Origin of the sequence: Metapseudomonas otitidis (genome assembly GCF_900111835.1) — a bacterium.
Taxonomy (GTDB): domain Bacteria; phylum Pseudomonadota; class Gammaproteobacteria; order Pseudomonadales; family Pseudomonadaceae; genus Metapseudomonas; species Metapseudomonas otitidis.
The window spans coordinates 199,641-218,977 of the sequence record NZ_FOJP01000008.1; the positions used below are offsets into that span (position 1 = coordinate 199,641).

The 19,337-nt window shown below is 69.0% G+C and carries 14 protein-coding genes; 6 read left to right on the forward strand and 8 right to left on the reverse strand.

The window, feature by feature from the left end; translation table 11 throughout:
• Positions 1 to 48 precede the first annotated feature (48 nt).
• The 8 genes from BM198_RS12270 to BM198_RS12305 form a co-directional block, all read right to left on the reverse strand.
• Entirely contained in the window at positions 49 to 2,049 is a 2,001-nt protein-coding gene (locus BM198_RS12270; protein WP_074970257.1) for a TonB-dependent receptor family protein, read from the reverse strand.
• Between the two features lie 103 nt (positions 2,050 to 2,152).
• On the reverse strand, positions 2,153 to 3,007 hold the full coding sequence (locus BM198_RS12275; RefSeq protein WP_074970259.1) for a transporter: 855 nt from the start codon (positions 3,005 to 3,007) through the stop codon (positions 2,153 to 2,155).
• 82 nt (positions 3,008 to 3,089) lie between these two features.
• Positions 3,090 to 5,204 carry a PQQ-dependent dehydrogenase, methanol/ethanol family gene (locus BM198_RS12280; protein WP_074970261.1) on the reverse strand — a complete coding sequence of 705 codons (2,115 nt, stop codon included), beginning with the start codon at positions 5,202 to 5,204 and terminating at the stop codon, positions 3,090 to 3,092.
• Positions 5,205 to 5,373: 169 nt separating this feature from the next.
• The gene (gene feaR / locus BM198_RS12285) at positions 5,374 to 6,303 is read right to left on the reverse strand and encodes a transcriptional regulator FeaR (protein ID WP_074970263.1); all 930 of its coding nucleotides are present in this window, start codon (positions 6,301 to 6,303) and stop codon (positions 5,374 to 5,376) included.
• 173 nt (positions 6,304 to 6,476) lie between these two features.
• Positions 6,477 to 8,423, reverse strand: coding sequence for a cyclic di-GMP receptor LapD (gene lapD / locus BM198_RS12290; RefSeq protein WP_044408853.1), 1,947 nt, complete (start codon positions 8,421 to 8,423; stop codon positions 6,477 to 6,479).
• A 3-nt stretch (positions 8,424 to 8,426) separates the two neighbouring features.
• On the reverse strand, positions 8,427 to 9,068 hold the full coding sequence (lapG, locus tag BM198_RS12295; RefSeq protein ID WP_044408850.1) for a cysteine protease LapG: 642 nt from the start codon (positions 9,066 to 9,068) through the stop codon (positions 8,427 to 8,429).
• A gap of 145 nt (positions 9,069 to 9,213) precedes the next feature.
• Complete coding sequence (locus BM198_RS12300) at positions 9,214 to 9,615, reverse strand: YbaN family protein (protein ID WP_074970265.1); 402 nt, start codon at positions 9,613 to 9,615, stop codon at positions 9,214 to 9,216.
• Between the two features lie 8 nt (positions 9,616 to 9,623).
• Entirely contained in the window at positions 9,624 to 10,208 is a 585-nt protein-coding gene (locus BM198_RS12305; RefSeq protein ID WP_074970267.1) for a UPF0149 family protein, read from the reverse strand.
• Between the two features lie 138 nt (positions 10,209 to 10,346).
• Between BM198_RS12305 and recQ the strand changes: the two genes are divergently transcribed.
• The 6 genes from recQ to BM198_RS12335 all read left to right on the forward strand — a co-directional run bounded on the left by recQ (position 10,347) and on the right by BM198_RS12335 (position 19,305).
• On the forward strand, positions 10,347 to 12,473 hold the full coding sequence (recQ, locus tag BM198_RS12310; protein ID WP_044408841.1) for a DNA helicase RecQ: 2,127 nt from the start codon (positions 10,347 to 10,349) through the stop codon (positions 12,471 to 12,473).
• A gap of 175 nt (positions 12,474 to 12,648) precedes the next feature.
• Entirely contained in the window at positions 12,649 to 13,818 is a 1,170-nt protein-coding gene (locus BM198_RS12315; RefSeq protein WP_074970269.1) for a GGDEF domain-containing protein, read from the forward strand.
• Between the two features lie 99 nt (positions 13,819 to 13,917).
• Positions 13,918 to 14,928, forward strand: coding sequence for a DUF2804 domain-containing protein (locus BM198_RS12320; RefSeq protein ID WP_074970271.1), 1,011 nt, complete (start codon positions 13,918 to 13,920; stop codon positions 14,926 to 14,928).
• A gap of 79 nt (positions 14,929 to 15,007) precedes the next feature.
• On the forward strand, positions 15,008 to 15,442 hold the full coding sequence (locus BM198_RS12325; protein ID WP_044408832.1) for a MarR family transcriptional regulator: 435 nt from the start codon (positions 15,008 to 15,010) through the stop codon (positions 15,440 to 15,442).
• Entirely contained in the window at positions 15,442 to 16,845 is a 1,404-nt protein-coding gene (locus BM198_RS12330; RefSeq protein ID WP_074970273.1) for a DHA2 family efflux MFS transporter permease subunit, read from the forward strand. The genes BM198_RS12325 and BM198_RS12330 overlap by 1 nt, the downstream gene beginning before the upstream one ends.
• A 252-nt stretch (positions 16,846 to 17,097) precedes the next feature.
• Positions 17,098 to 19,305: a motility hub landmark protein FimV gene (locus tag BM198_RS12335; RefSeq protein ID WP_208610360.1), complete on the forward strand. Its 2,208-nt coding sequence runs from the start codon at positions 17,098 to 17,100 to the stop codon at positions 19,303 to 19,305.
• The last annotated feature ends 32 nt before the right edge of the window (positions 19,306 to 19,337 follow it).

The following is a 19,337-nucleotide window of genomic DNA, read 5'->3' on the forward strand; positions in this document are numbered from 1 at the left end:
TCTGACCTCCTAGGCGAGACGATACGGGGCGCTTTTTAGAAGCGCCCTTCAGAAGCTCAGGTTGGCGCCGGCATAGATGACGCGGCCGGGGCCGGGCTCGAAGTAGCGGGCGTTGCCGTCGTTGATGCGGATGTTGTCGTAGTAGTCCCGGCCGAACAGGTTGTCGATGCCCAGGTAGGGCTCCAGGGCCTGGCCGTTCCATTCCAGGCGGGTGCCGAGGCGGGCGTTGACCAGGGTGTAGCCGCCGACCCGCACGTTGTTGGCGTTCTCGGCGTAGAGCCGGTCCTGGGTGACGCTGTTGAGGCGGGCGTAGCCGCCGTCCCATTCGTAGGCCACTTCGGCGAACAGCGACTGGCGCGGGATGCCGGGGATGGCGTTGTCGCCGTAGTCGGCGTTGCCGCTCTTGAACTCGATGAAGCGGTAGTCGTTGTAGCTGTACGCGGCGGCCAGGCGCCAGTGCGGGTCGAGGCGCCAGTCCAGGCTCAGTTCCAGGCCGTCGCGGCGGGACTTGCCGGCGTTGGCGTAGTAGGTGATGCCGCTGCCGTAGGGCACCAGTTCGTCGTCCAGGTCGATGCGGTAGAGCGCCGCTTCGTAGCGCAGGTCGTTCCATTCGCCTTTCAGGCCCACTTCGCGGTTGGTGGCCTGGGCCGGGCCGAGTGCGGGGTTGAAGCCGCCGCCGGCCGGGTTGGCCAGTTCGTTGGCGGTGGGTGTTTCGAAGGAGGTGGCGTAGCGCGCGTAGAGCACGTGGTGCGCGTCCAGCCGGTAGCTCAGGCCCAGGCTGCGGTTCCAGTCGCTGTAGGTGCGGGCACTGGAGTCGTCGCCGTTGCTGAGGAAGCGGTCGTCCACCTCCAGTTTCACGCTGTCGCGGCGCAGCCCGAGGGTGGCTTGCCAGCGCTCGCCGAGCTGGATCGCGTCTTCCAGGAACAGGCCCTGGCTGCGGGCCTGTTCCCGTTGCTCCAGGGTCAGGGCGCCGGTGCGGCCGTCGAGGTTGTTGTGGCGGTCGCGGTCGTCGCGCTGGGCTTCCAGGTCGAGGCCACCGGTGAGCCGCTGGGGCAGGCCGAACCACTCGGTGTGGTGGGTGTACTGGGCGCCAAGGCCGCTGAACAGGCGGTCATAGCGGGTCTGGCCGTTGTTCTGCAGGGGCAGGCGGTTGCCGAACTGGCGGCTGCCGACCCAGCTGCGCAGCAGGTAGCTGTCGTCGCCGGCGGCCTGGCCTTCCCAGGTCAGCGCCAGGCGCTGCTGGCGGATGCGTTCGTCGGAGTTGAAGCGCAGGCTCTGGGCCCGCGCCTGGCTGCGGTCGGCGCGGACTTCGGCGCGGGTCAGGGCGCCGGGGTCTTCGGAGCGGTTGTCCAGGGCGCTGAGGTTGAGCCCGAGGCGGCCGGCCTCGGCCTGCCAGGCGAGCTTGCCGGTGAAGCTGTTGGCTTCGGCGCGGCCGTGGTCGCGGTAGCCGTCCAGCTGGGTGCTGTTGAAGGCCAGCAGGCCGCCGAGGTTGTCGACGCTGCCGCTGGTCTCGGCGCGCACGCGGTGGTAGCCGAGGCCGCCGGCGCTGACATCCACTTGGCTGAAGGGCGTTTCCCCCGGCTCGCGGGTGCGGATGGCCAGCACGCCGCCGGCGGCGTTGCCGTAGCTGCTGGCGGCCGGGCCGCGGATCACTTCGAGGCTTTCCACCAGGGCGGTGTCGACGCCGTCCATTTCGGTCTGGCCGTCGGGCATGGTCAGTGGCACGCCGTCCACCAGCACCCGCACGCCGCGCACGCCGAAGCTGGAACGGGCGCCGAAGCCTCGGATGGCGATGCGCATGCCCTGGGCGAAGTTGTAGCGGCTCTGCACGTAGGTGCCGGGCACCTGGGCGAGCTGGGTGTCGAGGGTCAGACCCTGTTCACCGGGGCGGTTGGCGGTCTCCACGGCGCTGACGGCGACCGGGGTCGTGAGCCAGTCGGTGCGGGTGCGCGAGGCGGTGATCTCCAGCGGGTCCAGTTCGGCGACTTCCTCGGCCAGCAGCGGGCTGGAGGCGGCGAGCAGGGACAGGGTCAGGGCGGCGGGCTTCATGGCGTGTCGTTCTTATGTCGGGCTCGGGCTGTGCCGATCATAGGGGCCCGTGCCGGGGGATGCACGGCACGGGCCCTGGGCCTTTGGTAGGAGGCGGTGGGGGTCAATAGAAGTAGGCGAGGCGGAATTGCAGGGAGTTGTCGATCTTCACGCCCTCGCGCACCTGGGTGTCGTGCATCACCTGGCCCATCAACTGCAGCTGCTTGTTGACCATGGTGGCCAGGGAGACGCCCACGGTGCCGTTGTCGCGGCTGGTGGCCAGGGTCTGGCCGTCGAGGGTTTCGCGGCCGCCCCAGTTGTGCCGGTAGGTGAGGGCGGCGTAGGTGTCGGGGGTGAAGTTGTAGCGCAGGTGGTTGTGTAGCTGGATCAGCGGGTCCTTCTTGGCATCGGTGCTGTGCTGGTCGCCGTAGAACTCGGTTTCGGCGATGACGTCCCAGCTGATGCGCTCGGTGAGGCCCTTGATGTAGCCGACCTGGAAGTCCACCGCCCAGCGGTTGTTGCTGAGGGCGAAGCCGTCGTTCTTGTCGCTGCCGGTGGGGGCGGTGACGAACACCGACCAGCCCAGGTGCTCGTTGCGCGCCAGGTCGCCAATGGTCCACAGGGTGCCGCCGAAGGTGATGTCGCCGAGGCCCGAGGTGCGAGTGTCGCTGGCGCCCACCTCCTGGGTGCCGAAGGGGATGACTATCTGCGGGTCCCAGGTGTAGCCGGTGCCGAAGAAGTCGGTGAAGTGGATCAGCCTGAGCACGCCGACGGTCATGTCCAGGTCGAGGTTGTCGGCCACCTTGTGGCCGCCGGAGTAGACCTCGTCGCCCCGTGGGTTCTGCTGGTAGAGCACCACCACGTCGGTGCCCTTGGGCAGGGCGGTGTAGTCGCCGGCATCGGGCTTGACGTCGGCCTGGGCGAAGGGGGCGGCCAGCAGCAGGCCGGTGGCGAGGGTAAGGGCGTGGCGTGTGGGCATGGCGGGGCTCTCTTGTTGTTTTTCGGGCATGGCTGCGCCCGGACGGCGCCCGGGTGGGCGTCGCCTGGGAACAGCGGTGGTGTCAGTGGGGGGCGTCGGCCTGTTTCAGCTCGGCCTGGAGGTCATGGGTGCGCTTGACCAGGTACTGGCGGATCAGCTCCATGTCCTCGGGCTTGAGGATGTCGGAGAAGTTGGGCATGCCGCGCCGCATCAGCGCGCCGCTGAGGTAGGCGGGGAAGGCGGCGTGCTTGTCGGCGGTGAGGTAGCGCAGGTCCGGGACTTCGCCGCCGCTGATGGCGTTGAGGCCGTGGCAGCCGGCGCACAGGCCGTTGAACAGGTCGCGGGCCTGGGCCAGTTGCGCGGGCGTGGCGTTCAGCGGCAGGTCGGCGTTGGGGAACACCGGGGCTTCGCGCGGCGGTGGCAGTTCGCCCTTGGCACCCAGCTTGAAGGCGATGACCCGGGCTTCGGCGCGCACCTTGCCCTTGTTGGTCAGCGGGCCGGTGAGGCGCGGGATGATGCCGCCCCAGCCCACGGAGAAGGCGACGTACTGCTCGCCGTTGACGCTGTAGGTGACCGGGCCGGCCATGACGCCGGAGTTGGCGCGGTGCTCCCAGAGGGTATCGCCCTTGTCGGCGCTGTAGGCCACCACGCGGCCATCGGCGGTGCCCTGGAACACCAGGTTGCCGGCGGTGCTGAGGGTGCCGCCGTTACCCGCGCCGGCGTAGGGGTGGGACCAGGCCGGGGCCTGGCGCACCGGGTCCCAGGCGATCAGTTCGCCGGTCCAGGCGTTGCGGATCTGCTCCAGCACCTTGGGGTCTTCCGGCAGGCTGGGCACGTCGAGGCCGAAGTTCACCACCGATTTGTTGGGCAGGAACATCGGCTCCTTGGCCGCCTTCAGCTCGGCCAGGGTGTGCTGGGCGGGGATGTAGACGTAGCCGGTGACGGGGTTGAAGGACATGGGGTGCCAGTTGTGCCCGCCGAGGAAGCTGGGCTGCACCACCTTGGGTTCCTTGGCGTAGTCGGCGGCGCCGGTGAGGATGGGCCGGCCGGTGGCGAGGTCGATGCCGCTGGCCCAGTTCACCGGGACGTAGTTGCGGGCCGAGAGCAGCTTGCCGTTGGTGCGGTCGAGCACATAGAAGAAGCCGTTCTTCGGCGCCTGCATCAGCACCTTGCGCAGCTGCCCGTCGATCTTCAGGTCGGCGAGGATCATGTGCTGGGTGGCGGTGTAGTCCCAGCGGTCCTGGGGGGTGACCTGGTAGTGCCAGACGTACTCGCCGCTGTCCGGGCGCAGGGCGACGATGGAGGAGACGAACAGGTTGTCGCCCTTGCCGTTGCTGCGGAACTGGTAGTTCCACGGCGAGCCGTTGCCGGTGCCGATGTAGAGCAGGTCCAGCTCGGGGTCGTAGGCCATGGAGTCCCACACGGTGCCGCCGCCGCCCCACTTGACCCAGCCGTCGCCGTCCCAGGTCTTCAGCGCCATGGCCATGGCCTTGTTCTCGGGGGGCAGCTTGGGGTCGCCGGGGACGGTGTAGAAGCGCCAGGCCTCCTGGCCGGTCTCGGCGTCGTAGGCGGTGACGTAGCCGCGCACGCCGAACTCGGCGCCGCCGTTGCCGATCAGCACCTTGCCCTTGACGATGCGCGGGGCGCCGGTGATGGAGTAGCTCTTGCTGCGGTCGAGGATGGTGTCGACGCTCCACACCGGCTTGCCGGTGGCGGCGTCGAGGGCGATCAGCCGGCCGTCGAAGCTGCCGACGTAGACCTTGCCGTTCCACACCGCCACGCCCCGGTTGACCGGGCCGCAGCAGCCCTGGCCGAGGTTCTCCGGCGGGACCTGGGGGTCGTACTTCCACAGCACGGCGCCGCTGGTGGCGTCGAGGGCGTAGACCACGCTGAAGGCGCTGGTGGTGTACATCACGCCGTCGACCACGATGGGGGTGGCTTCGACGCCGAAATCCAGCTCCAGCTTGGTGGTCCAGGCCAGGCCGAGCTGGCCGACGTTGCCGGCGTTGACCTGGTCCAGCGGGCTGAAGCGCTGTTCGTCGTAGGTGCGGCCGTGGCTCATCCAGTTGCCCGGCTCGCGGTCGGCCTGGACCAGGCGCTGGGCGTCGACACGGGCGGGGCCGGTGGCATCGGCGGCGACGCCCGGCAGGCTGGTAAGCAGAAGGGGCAGCCCTATCAGCAGCGGAAGGGTCTTCACGGTCGTGGTACTCCGACTCAGGGTTTCTTGTTATGGGGGCCCGCTCGCGGCGGGCCGCAGGGTGGCAGCGGCATGGGTGCCTGGGGGTATTAGAGGGTTGGCCCCGGCCGGTCGCTTGACCCTGGCTGCCATTCTTTCTTGGCATTCCTTGCCAGGCCGGGGCGGAGGGTCAGGCGCAATGGGCCCGTGCGCGGTAGTCCCGGGGTGACAGCTCGAACTGGCGCTTGAAGGCGCGGCTGAAGTGGGCGGCGTCGAAGAAGCCCCATTTGAAGGCGATCTGGGTGATGGACTCGTGGCGCAGCACCTGGGCGCTGAGGTCCTGGGCGACCTTGTCCAGGCGCGCGCGCTGGATGTAGCGGCAGACGCTCTCGCCCTGGTCCTCGAACAGCCTGTACAGCCGCCGCACCGAGATGTGCAGGCGCTCGGCAAGCAGGGCTGGGGACAGTTCGGCGTCCTGCAGGGATTCGCCGATCAGTTGCAGCGCCACGCCGTAGAGATCGCCGGTGTGCTCGGGCAGCGCCTCGACACGTTCGGCCAGGGCCGGCACCAGCAGGGCCAGCAGGGCGTCCTGCAGGGCCTGGCCGTCGGCGCTGGGGTCGAGGGTGCCGGCGCTGTCGCCGATGGAGCCCACCAGCGCGCGGATCATCCGGCTCGACAGGCTGTTGCGGGCCAGGCGGCCGAAGGGCTGCTGGCCCTGGAAGTGCTCCATGACCCGTTGCCGGGCCAGGTGCACCGAGACGTTTTCGATCAGGCCCTGGGGGCGGATCTCGAAGGGCAGGGCGGAATCCACCAGGGCGAAGTCCCCGGCGTGCAGCTCCAGTTCCACCCCGCGCTGGCGGATGCACTGGCGCCCGCTGCGCTGGAAGATCAGGAAGCAGTGGCGGTCGTCCTCGCCGTCCACGCCCACCCGTTCCCGGGCGATGAGCCCGGCGTTGGTGCGGATGTGCGCCGTTTCCAGCGGGCCGATGCAATGCGCGTGGATGTCGCCGATGAACTGGTTGTGCTGGGTGGATGGGCGGGTCTCGAAATTGCCGCAGACCGCGCGCAGGGACTGGCTGAAGGTGTCGAACGCGGCAAGGGTGCGAGTCGGAAAGGCCATGGCCGTCTCCTGTTCTTGTTTTTCGTTAACATATTATCGATGCCGGCATGGAGCAAGGAAAAAGCGCGGCGAAGGGGAGGGCGGCAGGGCATGAACGAGGCGCCCCGTCACCGGGGCGCAATGGGGACGCCGTCAGAAAACCCGGTGGGTGTTGGCGATGCCCTGGGGCGGGATCAGTCCTTCCAGGGCGCCGGCGCACCCACCAGGCGGCCCATGGCGCCGAGGATGCCGAGGGCCTTGAGCGCCTCCAGTTCGCCGGCGCTTTCCACCATCTCGGCGATCAGCGGCAGGTCGATGCTGTTGGTGGCGCGGTACACGGCTTCGATGAACACCCGCTTGTCCTGCTCCACGTCCAGGTGGCGGATGTAGGCGCCGTCCACCTTCAGGTAGGCGAGGCCGAGGTGGGTGAGGTTGCCGATCAGGCTGAAGCGACCGCCGAAGTGCTGCAGGCCGATGTTGAAGCCGGCGTCGCGCACCCGCTGGCTGAAGGCTTCCAGCTCGGCGGGCGGGGGCAGGTGGCGTTCGTCCACCTCCAGGGTCATCAGGGTGCTGTGTTGCGGGTGGGCCTTGAGCACGGCCAGCAGGCGGTCCTGGGTGGCGGCATCGCGCAGGGTGGCGGCGGAAAGGCTGAGGGCCAGCGGGGCGGGGTGCAGGTCGAGGTGGTCGAGGGTGTGCTCGAGCATCGCCAGGTCGAAGCGGGTGGCCCAGCCCAGGCGCTCGATCCAGGGCAGGAAGCGGCCGGCGGCGACGGCTTCGCCCTGGGGGTCGAGCAGGCGCGCGAGCACCTTGTGGTGCAGCAGGCGGCCGGTGTCGGCGCACTCCACCACGGGTTGGAAGTAGAGCTGCAGCTTGCCTTCGTTGAGGGCCTGGTCGATCCAGCCGCGCCAGTCGTGCAGGCCCTGGCCGGCGTTGGCCTGGAAGTCGTCGAGGCGCTCCCAGTGGCGCGAGGGGTTGCTCTGGGCCTGGGCCAGGGCCTGGTCGGCACGGGCGAGGACGTCGGCCGGGTTCTCCCCGGGGCGGAAGGCGGCGATGCCCAGGTGGGCGACCGGAGTGCAGTCGCTGGCGCCGGTGGCGCGCAGGTTCTCCAGGGCGGCGCTGAGCACGGTGGCGAGACGGTCGGCGCCGTCGCCTTCAAGGCCGGGGGCCAGCAGGGTGAACTCACCACCGCGGTTGCGCGAGGCGAACCAGTCGGGCGTGCCGCTTTCGGCCAGGGCATGGCCGAGCACTTCGCCGACATCGCGGATCAGCGCGTCGGTGCGTTGGCCGCCCAGGCGCTGGTTGAGCCCGCCGAGGTCGTTGACCCGCAGCAGCACCAGGTAGCCGTCGGCATTCTGTTCGGACGGGTCGAGCTGGTTGGCCAGGCGGGCGTCGAACTGGCGGCGGTTGGCCAGGCCGGTGAGGGTGTCCTGGTAGGCCTCTTCGCGCAGCTTCTCGCTGCGGGCGGCCTCTTCGGCGAACAGGGTCTTGAGCTTGTCGACCATCTGGTTCATGGCCAGCACCACGCGCTTGAGCTCGGGGGTGCGCGGTACGCGGGGCAGGGTGAGGAATTCGCGGCGGCTGATGGCCTGGGCCTGCTGGACCATGTTGTCCAGCGGGCGCAACTGGGTGCGCAGGAGGAAGCCGCCGAGCACGGCGCTGACCAGCCCGCACACCAGCAGCCAGGCAAGCATGCCCAGGGCGCTGTCCCACAGCTTGGCCAGGGCGAACTGCGGGTGGCTGACCACCTCGACCCGGGCGGCCTGCTCCCAGCCGCGCATGATCAGCGCATCGCCGCCCTGGGGACGGAGGTCGACGATGCGGGCGAACCACTGCGGGACGGTGCCGGTGACGGTGTCGGTCTGGCGCTCCACCTGCACCTCGCCGTCGCTGATGCGCACCACGCGGATGCGGGCGAAGTAGCCGCTGTCGAAGATGGAGCTGACCATCAGCTCCAGCATGGCCGGGTCGTCCACGTGGGGCGTCATGGACAGCGCCAGGGCGGTGGCGGCGTCCTGGGCGTGGGAGCGCAGCTGGCTGCGCAGCTGCTCGCGGGAGCTTTCCACGCCGGCCAGGAAGCTCCCGGTGAAGGCCACCACCAGGAACAGGCAGATCGCCAGAAACAGCTGCTTGAGTAACGACATCGTCTATCCCTCTCCGATCGGGAAGCCTTCGGCGCGCATCTTCTGCAGGATGTCCTGCCAGCGCGAGAGCTTCTTGCTGTCACCACTGCGCTTGCCCCCGGTGTAGAGCCCCTCGGCGTTGAAGGCGTAGACCGGCAGCAGGTCCTTGCGCTGGGAGGCGGGGCGGATGTCGCTGATCAGGTTGTCCAGGACCAGCGGGTCCGCCGTGGGGGTGGCGTAGAAGGTGAGCACCATGTGCGCCTGGTTGTAGTTCAGCGCCTTGACGTAGGTGATGCGCAGCTTCTCGGCGGGAATGCCGAGGCGGCGCAGGGTGAAGTACTTGGCGATGGAGTAGTCCTCGCAGTCGCCTGCGCCCTTGACCAGGGCCTCGATGGGGGTGGCCCAGTAGTCGTTCTGGCCCCAGTTGCGCTGGTCGTCGACGAAACGCAGCTTGGCGTTGAAGAAGCGGTTGACGGCGGTGAGCTTGTCCTTCTCCGGCAGCTCGCCGCTGCGCTGGATCAGGTCGCTCCAGTCGAGGATGCGCTGGCGCGCCGGGCCGAGGTTGCCGTAGCGCTTCTCGGCGTTCTTGAGGATCACCTCGAAGTCCCAGTCGGCCAGGGCGAGCAGGCTGAGCAGGGCGCAGGCGACCAGCAGCAGCCACGCCATGCGCGGTCCGGCTGTGCGGGAGTGCTGGTGGTGCCCTAGCTGCATCGTCAGGGTCTCCGCCCCTTGGGTTCATGCAGTCTAGGCAGGCACCTGGCCTTTTGCCTTGCAGGGCGGTCGGAAAGTTCGGGAGGGCGTCGGGGCCGCGTCAGTCGCGGTGCAGGGTCTTCTGCCGAAGGATGTAGACGCTGACCAGCACCGCGCTGGTGAGCATGAAGCCCTGTGCCCAGGGGCGCGGCACCAGGTAGCAGGAGAACAGGATGCTCGCCCACATCAGCACCAGGGCGTAGACCTTGCCGCGCAGGGGGATGCCGTTGCCTTCGAGGTAGTCACGGATCCACGGGCCCAGGTGGGGGTGGTCCACCAGCCAGTGGTAGAAGCGCTCGGAGCTGCGCACGAAGCAGGCGGCCGCCAGCAACAGGAAGGGGGTGGTGGGCAGCACCGGCAGGAAGATGCCGATGACCCCCAGGGCGACGCTCAGCCAGCCGATGCACAGCAGTCCATAGCGGACCGCTGCGCTGCGGGCGCGGGGGATGTCGCCGCGGGCCATCGCGTGACTCAGTGGCGCGGCTTGAGCAGGGCGGGCTTTTCTTCGGGGGCGTGGCAGAGCAGGAACAGGGCGGTCAGCAGTTCGGGGATCTGCTCGATCATCTCGTCGACCAGGTTGCGATCGGCGGCGATGTCGGCGAATTCCGGCTGCTCGTCGAACAGGCCCGAGCCCACCATGATCGGCAGCAGCAGTTCGCTGACTTCCTCTTCGGCGTGTTCGAACCAGGCGGCTTCACGCAGGAACACGCCTTCCATGAAGCCGATGCACCAGCCGCGCAGGTCGGAGTCGTCGGGCTCTTCGCCCAGGTCCAGGTCGCAGGGCAGTTCGAGGTCTTCGTCGCTGGCCAGTTGGCGGGCGATGTGGGCCTTGAGCTGGAGGAGGGCTTCTTCGATGGCTTCGTGCTCGGCGGCGTCGCGGTAGTGCGGCGGCTCGGCGAACAGGGCGTCGATCCACTCGCGGTCCGGCACCGGCTCGGGGGAAATGTTCAGGGCCGTCAGGTAGCCGTGGGCTGCCACGTAGTCCAGGGCTTCCTCGTGCAGGTCGTCGGCATCGAGAAAGGCTTGCAGGCGGGACAGTTGCTCAGCGAAGGACATCGGGGGGACTACCTTGAGGGGATAAATGAGCGTGGATTCTAGTCCAGTGCGCCGCAGGCGGCAAAAGCCGCGGCGATGGGCGAGGGCATCGCGACGGGCGGGCTGACGTATAATGCGCGGCTTGTTTCGGAGACCCCCATGCTCGACCACGCGCTGCGCATCCTCAAAGACGTATTCGGCTACGACGCCTTCCGCGGCAACCAGGCCGCCATCATCGAGCGCGTGGCCCGTGGCGGCGATGCCCTGGTGCTGATGCCCACCGGGGGCGGCAAGTCCCTCTGCTACCAGGTGCCGGCGCTGATGCGCGAGGGCCTGGCGGTGGTGGTTTCGCCGCTGATTGCGCTGATGGACGACCAGGTGGCGACCCTGGAGGAGCTGGGCGTGGCGGCGGTGGCGCTGAACTCCACCCTCGGCGCGGACGAGCAGCGGGAGATCGCCGACCGCATCCGCCGGGGTGAGATCAAGCTGCTCTACCTGGCCCCCGAGCGGCTGGTGCAGCCACGCATGCTGGCGTTCCTGGAGCGCCTGGACATCGCCCTGTTCGCCATCGATGAAGCCCACTGCGTGTCCCAGTGGGGCCACGACTTCCGTCCCGAATACCTGCAACTGGGCCAGTTGGCCGAGCTGTTCCCCGGCGTGCCGCGCATCGCGCTGACCGCCACCGCCGACCGCCGCACCCGCGAGGAGATCGTCCAGCGCCTGCACCTGCAGGAGGCGGAGCGCTTCCTGTCGAGCTTCGACCGGCCGAACATCTTTTACCGCATCGTGCCCAAGGACAATCCGCGCAAGCAGTTGCTGGGCTTCCTCGCCGAGCGCAAGGGCGATGCCGGCATCGTCTACTGCCTGTCGCGCAAGAAGGTGGAGGAGGTGGCGGCCTTCCTGTCCGAGCAGGGCTTCCCGGCGCTGCCCTACCACGCGGGCCTGGAGAACGAGCTGCGGGCCTACCACCAGCGGCGCTTCCTCAACGAGGAGGGGCTGATCATGGTGGCGACCATTGCCTTCGGCATGGGCATCGACAAGCCCAACGTGCGCTTCGTGGCCCACATGGACCTGCCGAAATCCCTGGAGGCGTACTACCAGGAGACCGGCCGCGCCGGGCGTGACGGCCTGCCGGCGGACGCCTGGATGGCCTATGGGCTGCAGGACGTGATCTTCCTCAAGCAGATGCTCAACAACTCCGAGGGCGACGAGCGGCACAAGCGCATCGAGCAGCACAAGCTGGAGGCGATGCTGGCGCTCTGCGAGGAGACCCGCTGCCGCCGCCAGGCGCTGCTGGCCTACTTCGACGAGGAGCTGCCGCAGCCCTGCGGGCACTGCGACATCTGCGTCGACGGGGTGCAGACCTGGGACGCCACCGAACCGGCCCGCCAGGCTCTGTCGGCGGTCTATCGCAGCGGCCAGCGCTACGGCGTCGGGCACCTGGTGGACATCCTCCTCGGGCGCGACAACGAGAAGGTGCGCGCAGCGGGCCACCAGCACCTGTCGGTGTTCGGCGTGGGAAAGGCCTTTTCCGAGACGGAGTGGCGCACGCTGTTCCGCCAGCTGGTGGCGCGTGGCCTGGCCGACATCGACCTCGAAGGCTTCGGCGGGTTGCGCCTGAGCGAGGCGTGCCGGCCGCTGCTGCGCGGCGAGGTGACCCTGCAGCTGCGCCGCGACCTGTCCACCAAGGCGCCCAAGCCGGCCGCCAGTGCGGCCAGCCAGCTGGTGCGTGCCGACGAGCGCGAGCAGTGGGAGGCGCTGCGTACGCTGCGCCGCAAGCTGGCGGAGGAGCACAGCGTGCCGCCCTACGTCATCTTCCCCGACGCGACCCTGCTGGAGATGCTGCGCAGCAGGCCGTCGAGCCTGTCGGACATGGCGCGGGTCAGCGGCGTGGGTGCACGCAAGCTGGAGCGCTACGGCCAGGCCTTCCTCGAGGTGCTCAATGGCGCCGAAGCCGAGGCGCCCCGCGCCGTGGCGGACCTGCGCCACGAGCTGGTCAGCCTGGCCCGTGCCGGCATGACCCCGGCGCAGATCGCCCGCCAGCTGCAATGCACCGAGAAGAACGTCTATGCGCTGCTGGCCGAAGCCATCGCCGCGCAACAGCTCAGCCTGGAGCAGGCGCTGGACCTGCCTGAGGACACCCTCGGCGAGGTGCAGGACGCCTTCCTCGACGGCGAGGGCGAGCTGCCGCCGGTGGCCGAAGTGGCCCAGCTGCTGGGCGGCCGGGTGCCGGAAGGCGTGCTGTATTGCGTGCGTGCGGCGCTGCAGGCGGAGTTCGAGGCCTGACGCCAGGCGCTCACTTGTAGGCCATCCCGCCGGCTACTAATGTGCAACGTGGCGTGCGCGCAGCCGTCGAGGCGCGCGCAGTCTTCGTCATCCATGTGAGGTGGATGCCCGGAGCGCGCCGACGCTGCATGGCCGGGCGCAGCAGTAGGTCCCGGCCCCATAACAAGAGGTGGCCGTGACCACACCCCATGCCTGGCTGGACGATGTGCGTCCGAATCCCTATGCCGACCAGCTCGCCGTCGGCTTCCGCAAGCTGCGTTTCGTGCGTCCCCTGGAGCACGAGTACCGGCAGTTCTTCCTGGAACAGTCCTTCGACCTCAAGCGCATCGTGCTGCTGCTGTCGCTGCCCATGTGGCTGGCCTTCGCTGTGCTGGATTTCCAGCTGGTGAGCACGGCGGAGCGCTGGTGGATGCTGGCGGTGCGGGTGGTGGTGCTGGTGCTGCTGGTGATCTGTGGCGGCCTGGTGCTGCAGCGGCGCCATGTGCACCTGCTGGCGCCCCTCAGCCAGGCGTGCGTCGCCGCGCTGGGGCTGGGGGCGGCAGCGGTGGTGGCCATCGCCCATCGGGTCGATCCGTCGTTTCCCTATGAAGGCTTGCTGCTGGTGTGCATGGCCGCCTACTTCGTGGTGGGCCTGCGCCTGGGGGAGGCGCTGCTGGTGGCGGTGCTGGTGCTCTCGGTCTACGTGGCGCTGGAGCTGTGGGCGGGCCTGCCGCCGGCGCGGCTGGCGAACAACCTGCTGTTCCTGGTCTGCGGCAACCTGCTGGGGGCGGTGGGCGGCTACCTGGTGGAGTACAAGTCCCGCGAGCATTTCCTGGTGAGCCGGCTGATGCGGGTGCTGGCCGACCACGACAGCCTCACCGGCCTGCACAACCGCCGCAGCTTCAACCGGCAGCTGGAGCGGGTCTGGCGGCAGGCACAGCGGGAATCGAGGCCGCTGGCGCTGCTGCTGTGCGACGTGGACCACTTCAAGGCCTACAACGACCTCTATGGCCACCAGCGCGGTGACGTGGCGCTGCAGCGGGTGGCCGGGGTGCTGGAGGATGCGGCGCGGCGCCCCCTGGACATGGCCGTGCGGCTGGGGGGCGAGGAGTTCGCCGTGCTGCTCTACGGCACCCCGGAAGAGGAGGCGCGCCAGCATGCCGAGCGCATCCGTGCTGCGGTGCAGGCCCTGGCGGTGCCCCACGAGGGCTCCAGCACCGGTGCGGTGTTGACCCTGTCCATCGGCCTGGCCTGCCTGGCGCCCGAGGCCGACAGCCCCATCGCCCACCTCTACGCCCTCTACGAACATGCCGACCGGGCGCTGTACCAGGCCAAGGCGTTCGGCCGCAACCAGGTGGTGGCGTGAGACTGGCGTAGATGGTCGCTCCGGCTGGCGCCATGGGTGACTGTGCCGCCGGGAGGGCGGTGCTAGCATCCCTCGCCCCTGAACCGGAGAGCCCGACCCATGGACATGCTGATCGGCCCGGACGGCCAGCCCCGCTACGGCCTGTTCGACACCACCCCGACCCTCATCAACTACCGGGATTTCGACTTCCGTTCGCCCATGGGGCGTCGCCGTGGCGCGTTGGCCAAGTGGCGGCGTTTCCATCAGTTCCAGTACTTCGGGATCATCAGCAACGAGCTGATCGGCGGCTGCGCGCTGGCCAACCTGAGCCTGCTCGGGGTGGGCTTCGTCTACCTGTTCCACCCGGCCAGCGGACGCATGATCGAGCGCCAGTTCAAGCTGCCGCTGGGTTGGGGCACACGCTTTTCCCAGTCACCCGACAGCGGCACCTGCGAGCTGCGCGTGGGCCGCAACCTGCTGCGACTGGAGAACCAGGCCGAGCGCCGGGAAAAGCGCCTGCGCGTGGAACTGGACGACGGCACCCGCATCGATGCGCTGTTCGCCGAGCAGGACTTCCAGCCCATGGGGTTGTGTACCCCGGCCGGGGCGGACGGCTGGGTCTACGCGCGCAAGGTGGCCGGTGTGCCCTGCCAGGGGCGGATCGAGAGCGCACTGGGGCAGTTCGACCTCGGCACGCTGGGGGCCTACGCCCACCACGACTGGTCGGCCGGCTACATGCGCCCGGAAACGGTGTGGAACTGGGCTTGCCTGTCCGGCGAGGCGGCGGGGATTCGCCTCGGCCTGAACCTGTCCTGCGGGGTCAACGAGACCAGCTTCACCGAGAACTGCTTCTGGCTGGACGGCGAGCTGGTCAAGGTCGACACCGTGCGCTTCGCCTTCGATCGCCAGCAGCCGCTTGAGCCCTGGCACATCACCTCCCATGACGGGCAGGTGGACCTGCGCTTCCGTGGCGAGGGGCTGCACAAGGAACGCCTCAACGCCGGCTTCCTGGCCAGCAACTTCAAGCAGGTCTTCGGCCGTTTCGACGGCGTTCTCCGCCCCCACGGCCGTCCGGCGATCCCGGTGGAGGGGTTGTGGGGCTTTGTCGAAGATCAATATGTGAAGTGGTAGTTACAGTCTGCGGCTTGCTCCGGATCGCCGCCTATGGTTAGCTCGCTAATTATTAGTTTTGGCTGTCAGAGTCCGTTTCATGTCCCACACCGATCAACACCGCTTCGCCATGCAGCTTGCGCAGATGTCGCGGGCCTGGCGAGCGGAGATGGACCGTCGTCTGGTCGACCTAGGCCTTTCCCAAGCTCGTTGGCTGGTGCTGCTGCACCTGGCCCGCTTCGAAGAACTTCCCACCCAGCGCGAGCTGGCCAAGAGCGTCGGCGTCGAAGGCCCGACGCTGGCGCGCCTGCTCGATAGCCTCGAAGCCCAGGAGCTGGTCCAGCGCCTGGCCGTGGCCGAGGACCGCCGGGCGAAGAAGATCACCCTCTGCCCCAAGGCCAGGCCGCTGATCGAGAAGATCGAGTCGATCTCCAGCCAGCTGCGCCGTGAGGTCTTCACCGGCATCGACGAGGACGAGCTGCGTCGTTGCCAGCAGGTGCACGCGAAGATCCTGGCCAACCTGGAACGGCGCTGATGTCGCAGGACCTCGAGGCCCTGCACACCCGCTACGGTTCCCGCTATCCCCACTGGCTGCTGGCGCTGCTGATGGTCGGCAGCATGGCGATGATCCTCGCCTCCACCAGCATCAACGTGGCCTTGCCGACCCTGATGGCGGAGTTCGCCATCGGCCGGCCCATGGCCCAGTGGCTGGCCACGGGCTTTCTCGCAGCGATGACCGCCGGGCTCCTGCTCTCGGCCTGGGCCCAGGCCCGGCTGGGCGCGCGGCGTACCGTCCAGCTCGGCATCGGGCTGTTCATCCTCGCCTCGCTGCTCGCGTTGCTGGCCCAGGCGGCCTGGCAACTCATCGCACTGCGCATTGTCCAGGGCGCCTGTGCCGGGGTCATCCAGCCCCTGGCGATGGTGCTGATCTTCCGCGTGTTCGCTGATGGCGGGCGCGGCATGGCCCTGGGCAGCTACGGCCTGGGGGTGATGGTGGCGCCGACCCTCGGCCCCACCATCGGTGGCTACCTGATCGACCAGTTCGGCTGGCAGGCCGTGTTCTGGCTGCCGCTGCCCATGTGCGTGGCGGCGCTGGTTGGCGCGCAATGGCTGATGCCCAGCGACCGCAACCGGCAGACGCCGGGCGTGGACCTGCCGGCCTTCGGCTTCCTTTGTGTGGCGCTGTTCGCCCTGCTCGGCGCCCTGGCCGAAGCCCAGCGCTTCGGCTGGCTGGCACCGTCGTGCTGGGTACCCGGGCTGCTGGGGATCGCGGCAGTCGGCGGATTTGCCTGGCGCAGCCGGGTGTCGACCCGGCCGCTGTTGCCGATGCGCCTGTGGCGTCATGTCGCGTTCCGCAAGGCCAGCTGGGTGGCCCTGGCATTGGGCCTCGGGCTGTACGGCTCCACCTACCTGATCCCGCTCTACCTGCAGACCGTCGATGGCTACAGCGCCGGGCGTGCCGGGCTGCTCCTGTTGCCCACCGGGGTGGTGCTGGGGCTGGCGTCGTTCGCCGGTGGCTGGCTGAGTGACCGGCTGTCGGCCGCCGCGTTGCTGGTGGGCGGCCTGCTGGTGTTCGCCCTGTCCTGCTTCGGCCTGGGGGTGGTGGGGGAGGGGGCGAGCTTCCTGGTGCTGTGCTTCTGGGCCTGCGTCGGCCGTCTCGGCCTGGGCCTGCTGCTGCCGGCCCTGAGCACCGGCTCGCTGGATGTGCTGAGCGCCGAGGAACTGGCCCAGGGCGCCGGCGCCATCACCTTCGTGCGCCAGCTGGGCGGCGCATTCGGGGTCAACCTGGTGACCTTCTTCCTCGAGTGGCGGCACCTGGCAGGCGGCGGTGATCACGCGGCCAATGCCTGGGCCTTCCAGCAGACCTTTTGGCTGGTAACGCTGCTTTTCCTGCTGGCGATCTGGCCCGCCCTGGGCGTGCGCGCGACAAAAGCCTGACGAAGCCGCTATAACCGCCCAGCGGTTGTGTGAATTCCGTCACTTTCATGACGAAAATCCAGTAAGATTCGTCCGTAATGGCCCGATGCCTTTACTTAGGGCGTTTCGGGAAATTGCATCCATACTAGTTTCAGCCGGGTTACACAGGGATCGGCCCGACATCACATCGTTCAATGCCAACGCCCGCTTTGGCCATTCCATGGATCGTGGAGTCGTCGTGGCGTTCGAGCCGGCATGACCGGGGGAGGGCTCATGGCTCGAGTCAACAAGTTCCTGGTGGCGCTCGCCTCGGGACCGCTGCTTTATTCAGGCCTGGCGTCCGCGCTGGGCCTGGGCGACATCACCCTGCATTCCGCGCTCAACCAGCCGCTGGAGGCGGACATCGAGCTGCTGGACCTGGGCGACCTGGGGGAAAGCGACATCAAGGTCAGCCTGGCGCCGAACGAGGTGTTCGAGCGCTCGGGGGTCGAGCGGTTCATCTTCCTCAACGACCTGCGTTTCAGCCCGATGATCCGTGGCAGCCGGGGCCACATTCGCGTGGCGTCGAGCAAGCCGGTGCGCGAGCCCTACCTGAATTTCATCGTCGAAGTGGCGCGTCCCAACGGCCGCCTGCTGCGCGAGTACACCCTGCTGCTGGACCCGCCGGAGTCCTCGGCCTACCGACCGGTGGCTGCGCCCCTGGCGGATGCCCGTACCGCCAGCGCCCGGCCGACCCCGGCAGTGCCGGCCGCGCCCCGCGAGGCGCCCCCGGCCACCCAGGGCAAGCGCTACACCGTGGCCCGTGGCGACAGCCTCTGGGGCATCGCCCAACGCCTGAGCGCCGGCAGCGGCATGAGCACGGCGCAGATGATGAACGGCATCCACGCCCTCAACGCCGCAGCCTTCGCCAATGGTGATCCGAACCGCCTGAGCGTCGGCCAGAGCCTGCTGTTGCCGGATGCCGCGCGTGCCGAGCCGGCTGCGCCGGTGGCCCCGGTGTCCGCCCCCGACAGCCTGCGCCTGTCCGAGCCCGATGCCCCGGTCGCGCCCAATGCCCCGGCTCCCCACGAGCTGCCGCAGCAACTGGCCGAGGTGCAGCGTCGCGTCGACACCGAGCTGGCCAACAGCGAGAGCGAGCGCCTGCAGCTGCGCCAGGACATCGCCGACCTGCAGCTGAAGCTGGAATCGCTGCAGCAACTGATGGCGGAAAAGGATGCCCAGCTGGCGAGCCTGAAAGGGGCCCTCCAGCAGGGCGCCGTTGCGCAGCCTCCGGCCGAGCCCGTCGCACCCGCTGCCACCACCGATACGCCCCCCGCCGAGCAACCGGCTGCACAGCCCCAGGCCGAAGCGGCTCCGGCGCCGGCCCAGCCGAGCGCAGTGCCCGCCGTCGAGCCCGAGGACACCGGTCTGTTCACCTGGCCCAACAGCCTGCTGTTCCTCGGCGTGCCGGCCATCCTACTGGCGCTTCTGCTGCTGGTCGTGCGTCGGCGCAAGCCCGCGCCTGACGACACGCCGGCCGAGCCGGTGAACGCCCCGGCAACGGAGCAGCAGCGTCCCCGCGCCACCGTCACTCCGCTGGTGCGCCCGGCCGCGCCTGCTGCCGTCGTCACCCCGGTTGAGGCCCCCGTCGCTCCGGCGGCCCGGGTCGAAGCCCCGCTGTCGGCACCCCGTCCGTCCAGCGATTCCCTGGACGGCGCGAACATCTACATCGCCTACGGGCGCTTCCGCGATGCCGAGTCGGCGCTGCGCACCGCCATCGTCCAGGAGCCGCGTCGTACCGACCTGCGCCTGCGCCTGCTGGAGGTACTGGGTGAGCTGGGCGAGTCCGCCGCGTTCGCCAGCGAGGCGCACACCCTGGCCGAGATGGGCATGGAGCCGGCGCGCATCGATGCGATCAAGGCGCGCTACCCCGCTGTCGATGTGCCGTCCGAGGCGGCGCCGATGCTGGAGGAGACCACCTTCATCCTCAACGAGACGCCCCTGGTCGACGAAGCGCCCAGCGCCCCGCGCAACGGCCTGGACGACGAGTTCACCGACGAGTTCCAGCTCAACCTCGCCGACCTGCCCCTGGATGCCGATTGGGACAGCCTCAGCCCGTTCAAACCCGATGCGCCCAAGGGCCGTGCGGCGCGTGATGCCGAAAGCACGGTGAAGGCACCGGAGCCGGTGGTGGACCCGTCGTTCAAGAGCAACCTCCACGAGTTGCCCGAAGTGTTCGAGCTGGATCACCTGGGCGAACCGGAAGAAGCCGAGCCGCTGCCCCTGGCCGAGGCCGACGAGGACCTGGTGTTCGACCTGGGCGACGACGACCTGGATCACCTGGCCGCGCGCCAGGAGAACATCATGCGGCTCAACCTGGCCCTGGCCTACATCGACCAGGGCGATATGGAAAGCGCCTGCAACATCCTCAACGAGGTCATCGACCAGGGCGACGAGGAGCAGAAACAGGAAGCCCGCGAGCTGCTCGCGCGGATCGCCTGATCACGCCCCCACCTCCAACCGGCGCCCTAGGG

Bases quoted from the DNA above. Each gene is read 5' to 3' on its own strand.
- BM198_RS12270 (WP_074970257.1), bottom strand. From the start codon at position 2,049: ATGAAGCCCGCCGCCCTGACCCTGTCCCTGCTCGCCGCCTCCAGCCCG.
- BM198_RS12275 (WP_074970259.1), bottom strand. From the start codon at position 3,007: ATGCCCACACGCCACGCCCTTACCCTCGCCACCGGCCTGCTGCTGGCC.
- feaR (WP_074970263.1), bottom strand. From the start codon at position 6,303: ATGGCCTTTCCGACTCGCACCCTTGCCGCGTTCGACACCTTCAGCCAG.
- lapD (WP_044408853.1), bottom strand. From the start codon at position 8,423: ATGTCGTTACTCAAGCAGCTGTTTCTGGCGATCTGCCTGTTCCTGGTG.
- lapG (WP_044408850.1), bottom strand. From the start codon at position 9,068: ATGGCGTGGCTGCTGCTGGTCGCCTGCGCCCTGCTCAGCCTGCTCGCC.
- BM198_RS12300 (WP_074970265.1), bottom strand. From the start codon at position 9,615: ATGGCCCGCGGCGACATCCCCCGCGCCCGCAGCGCAGCGGTCCGCTAT.
- BM198_RS12305 (WP_074970267.1), bottom strand. From the start codon at position 10,208: ATGTCCTTCGCTGAGCAACTGTCCCGCCTGCAAGCCTTTCTCGATGCC.
- recQ (WP_044408841.1), top strand. From the start codon at position 10,347: ATGCTCGACCACGCGCTGCGCATCCTCAAAGACGTATTCGGCTACGAC.
- BM198_RS12320 (WP_074970271.1), top strand. From the start codon at position 13,918: ATGGACATGCTGATCGGCCCGGACGGCCAGCCCCGCTACGGCCTGTTC.
- BM198_RS12325 (WP_044408832.1), top strand. From the start codon at position 15,008: ATGTCCCACACCGATCAACACCGCTTCGCCATGCAGCTTGCGCAGATG.
- BM198_RS12330 (WP_074970273.1), top strand. From the start codon at position 15,442: ATGTCGCAGGACCTCGAGGCCCTGCACACCCGCTACGGTTCCCGCTAT.
- BM198_RS12335 (WP_208610360.1), top strand. From the start codon at position 17,098: ATGGCTCGAGTCAACAAGTTCCTGGTGGCGCTCGCCTCGGGACCGCTG.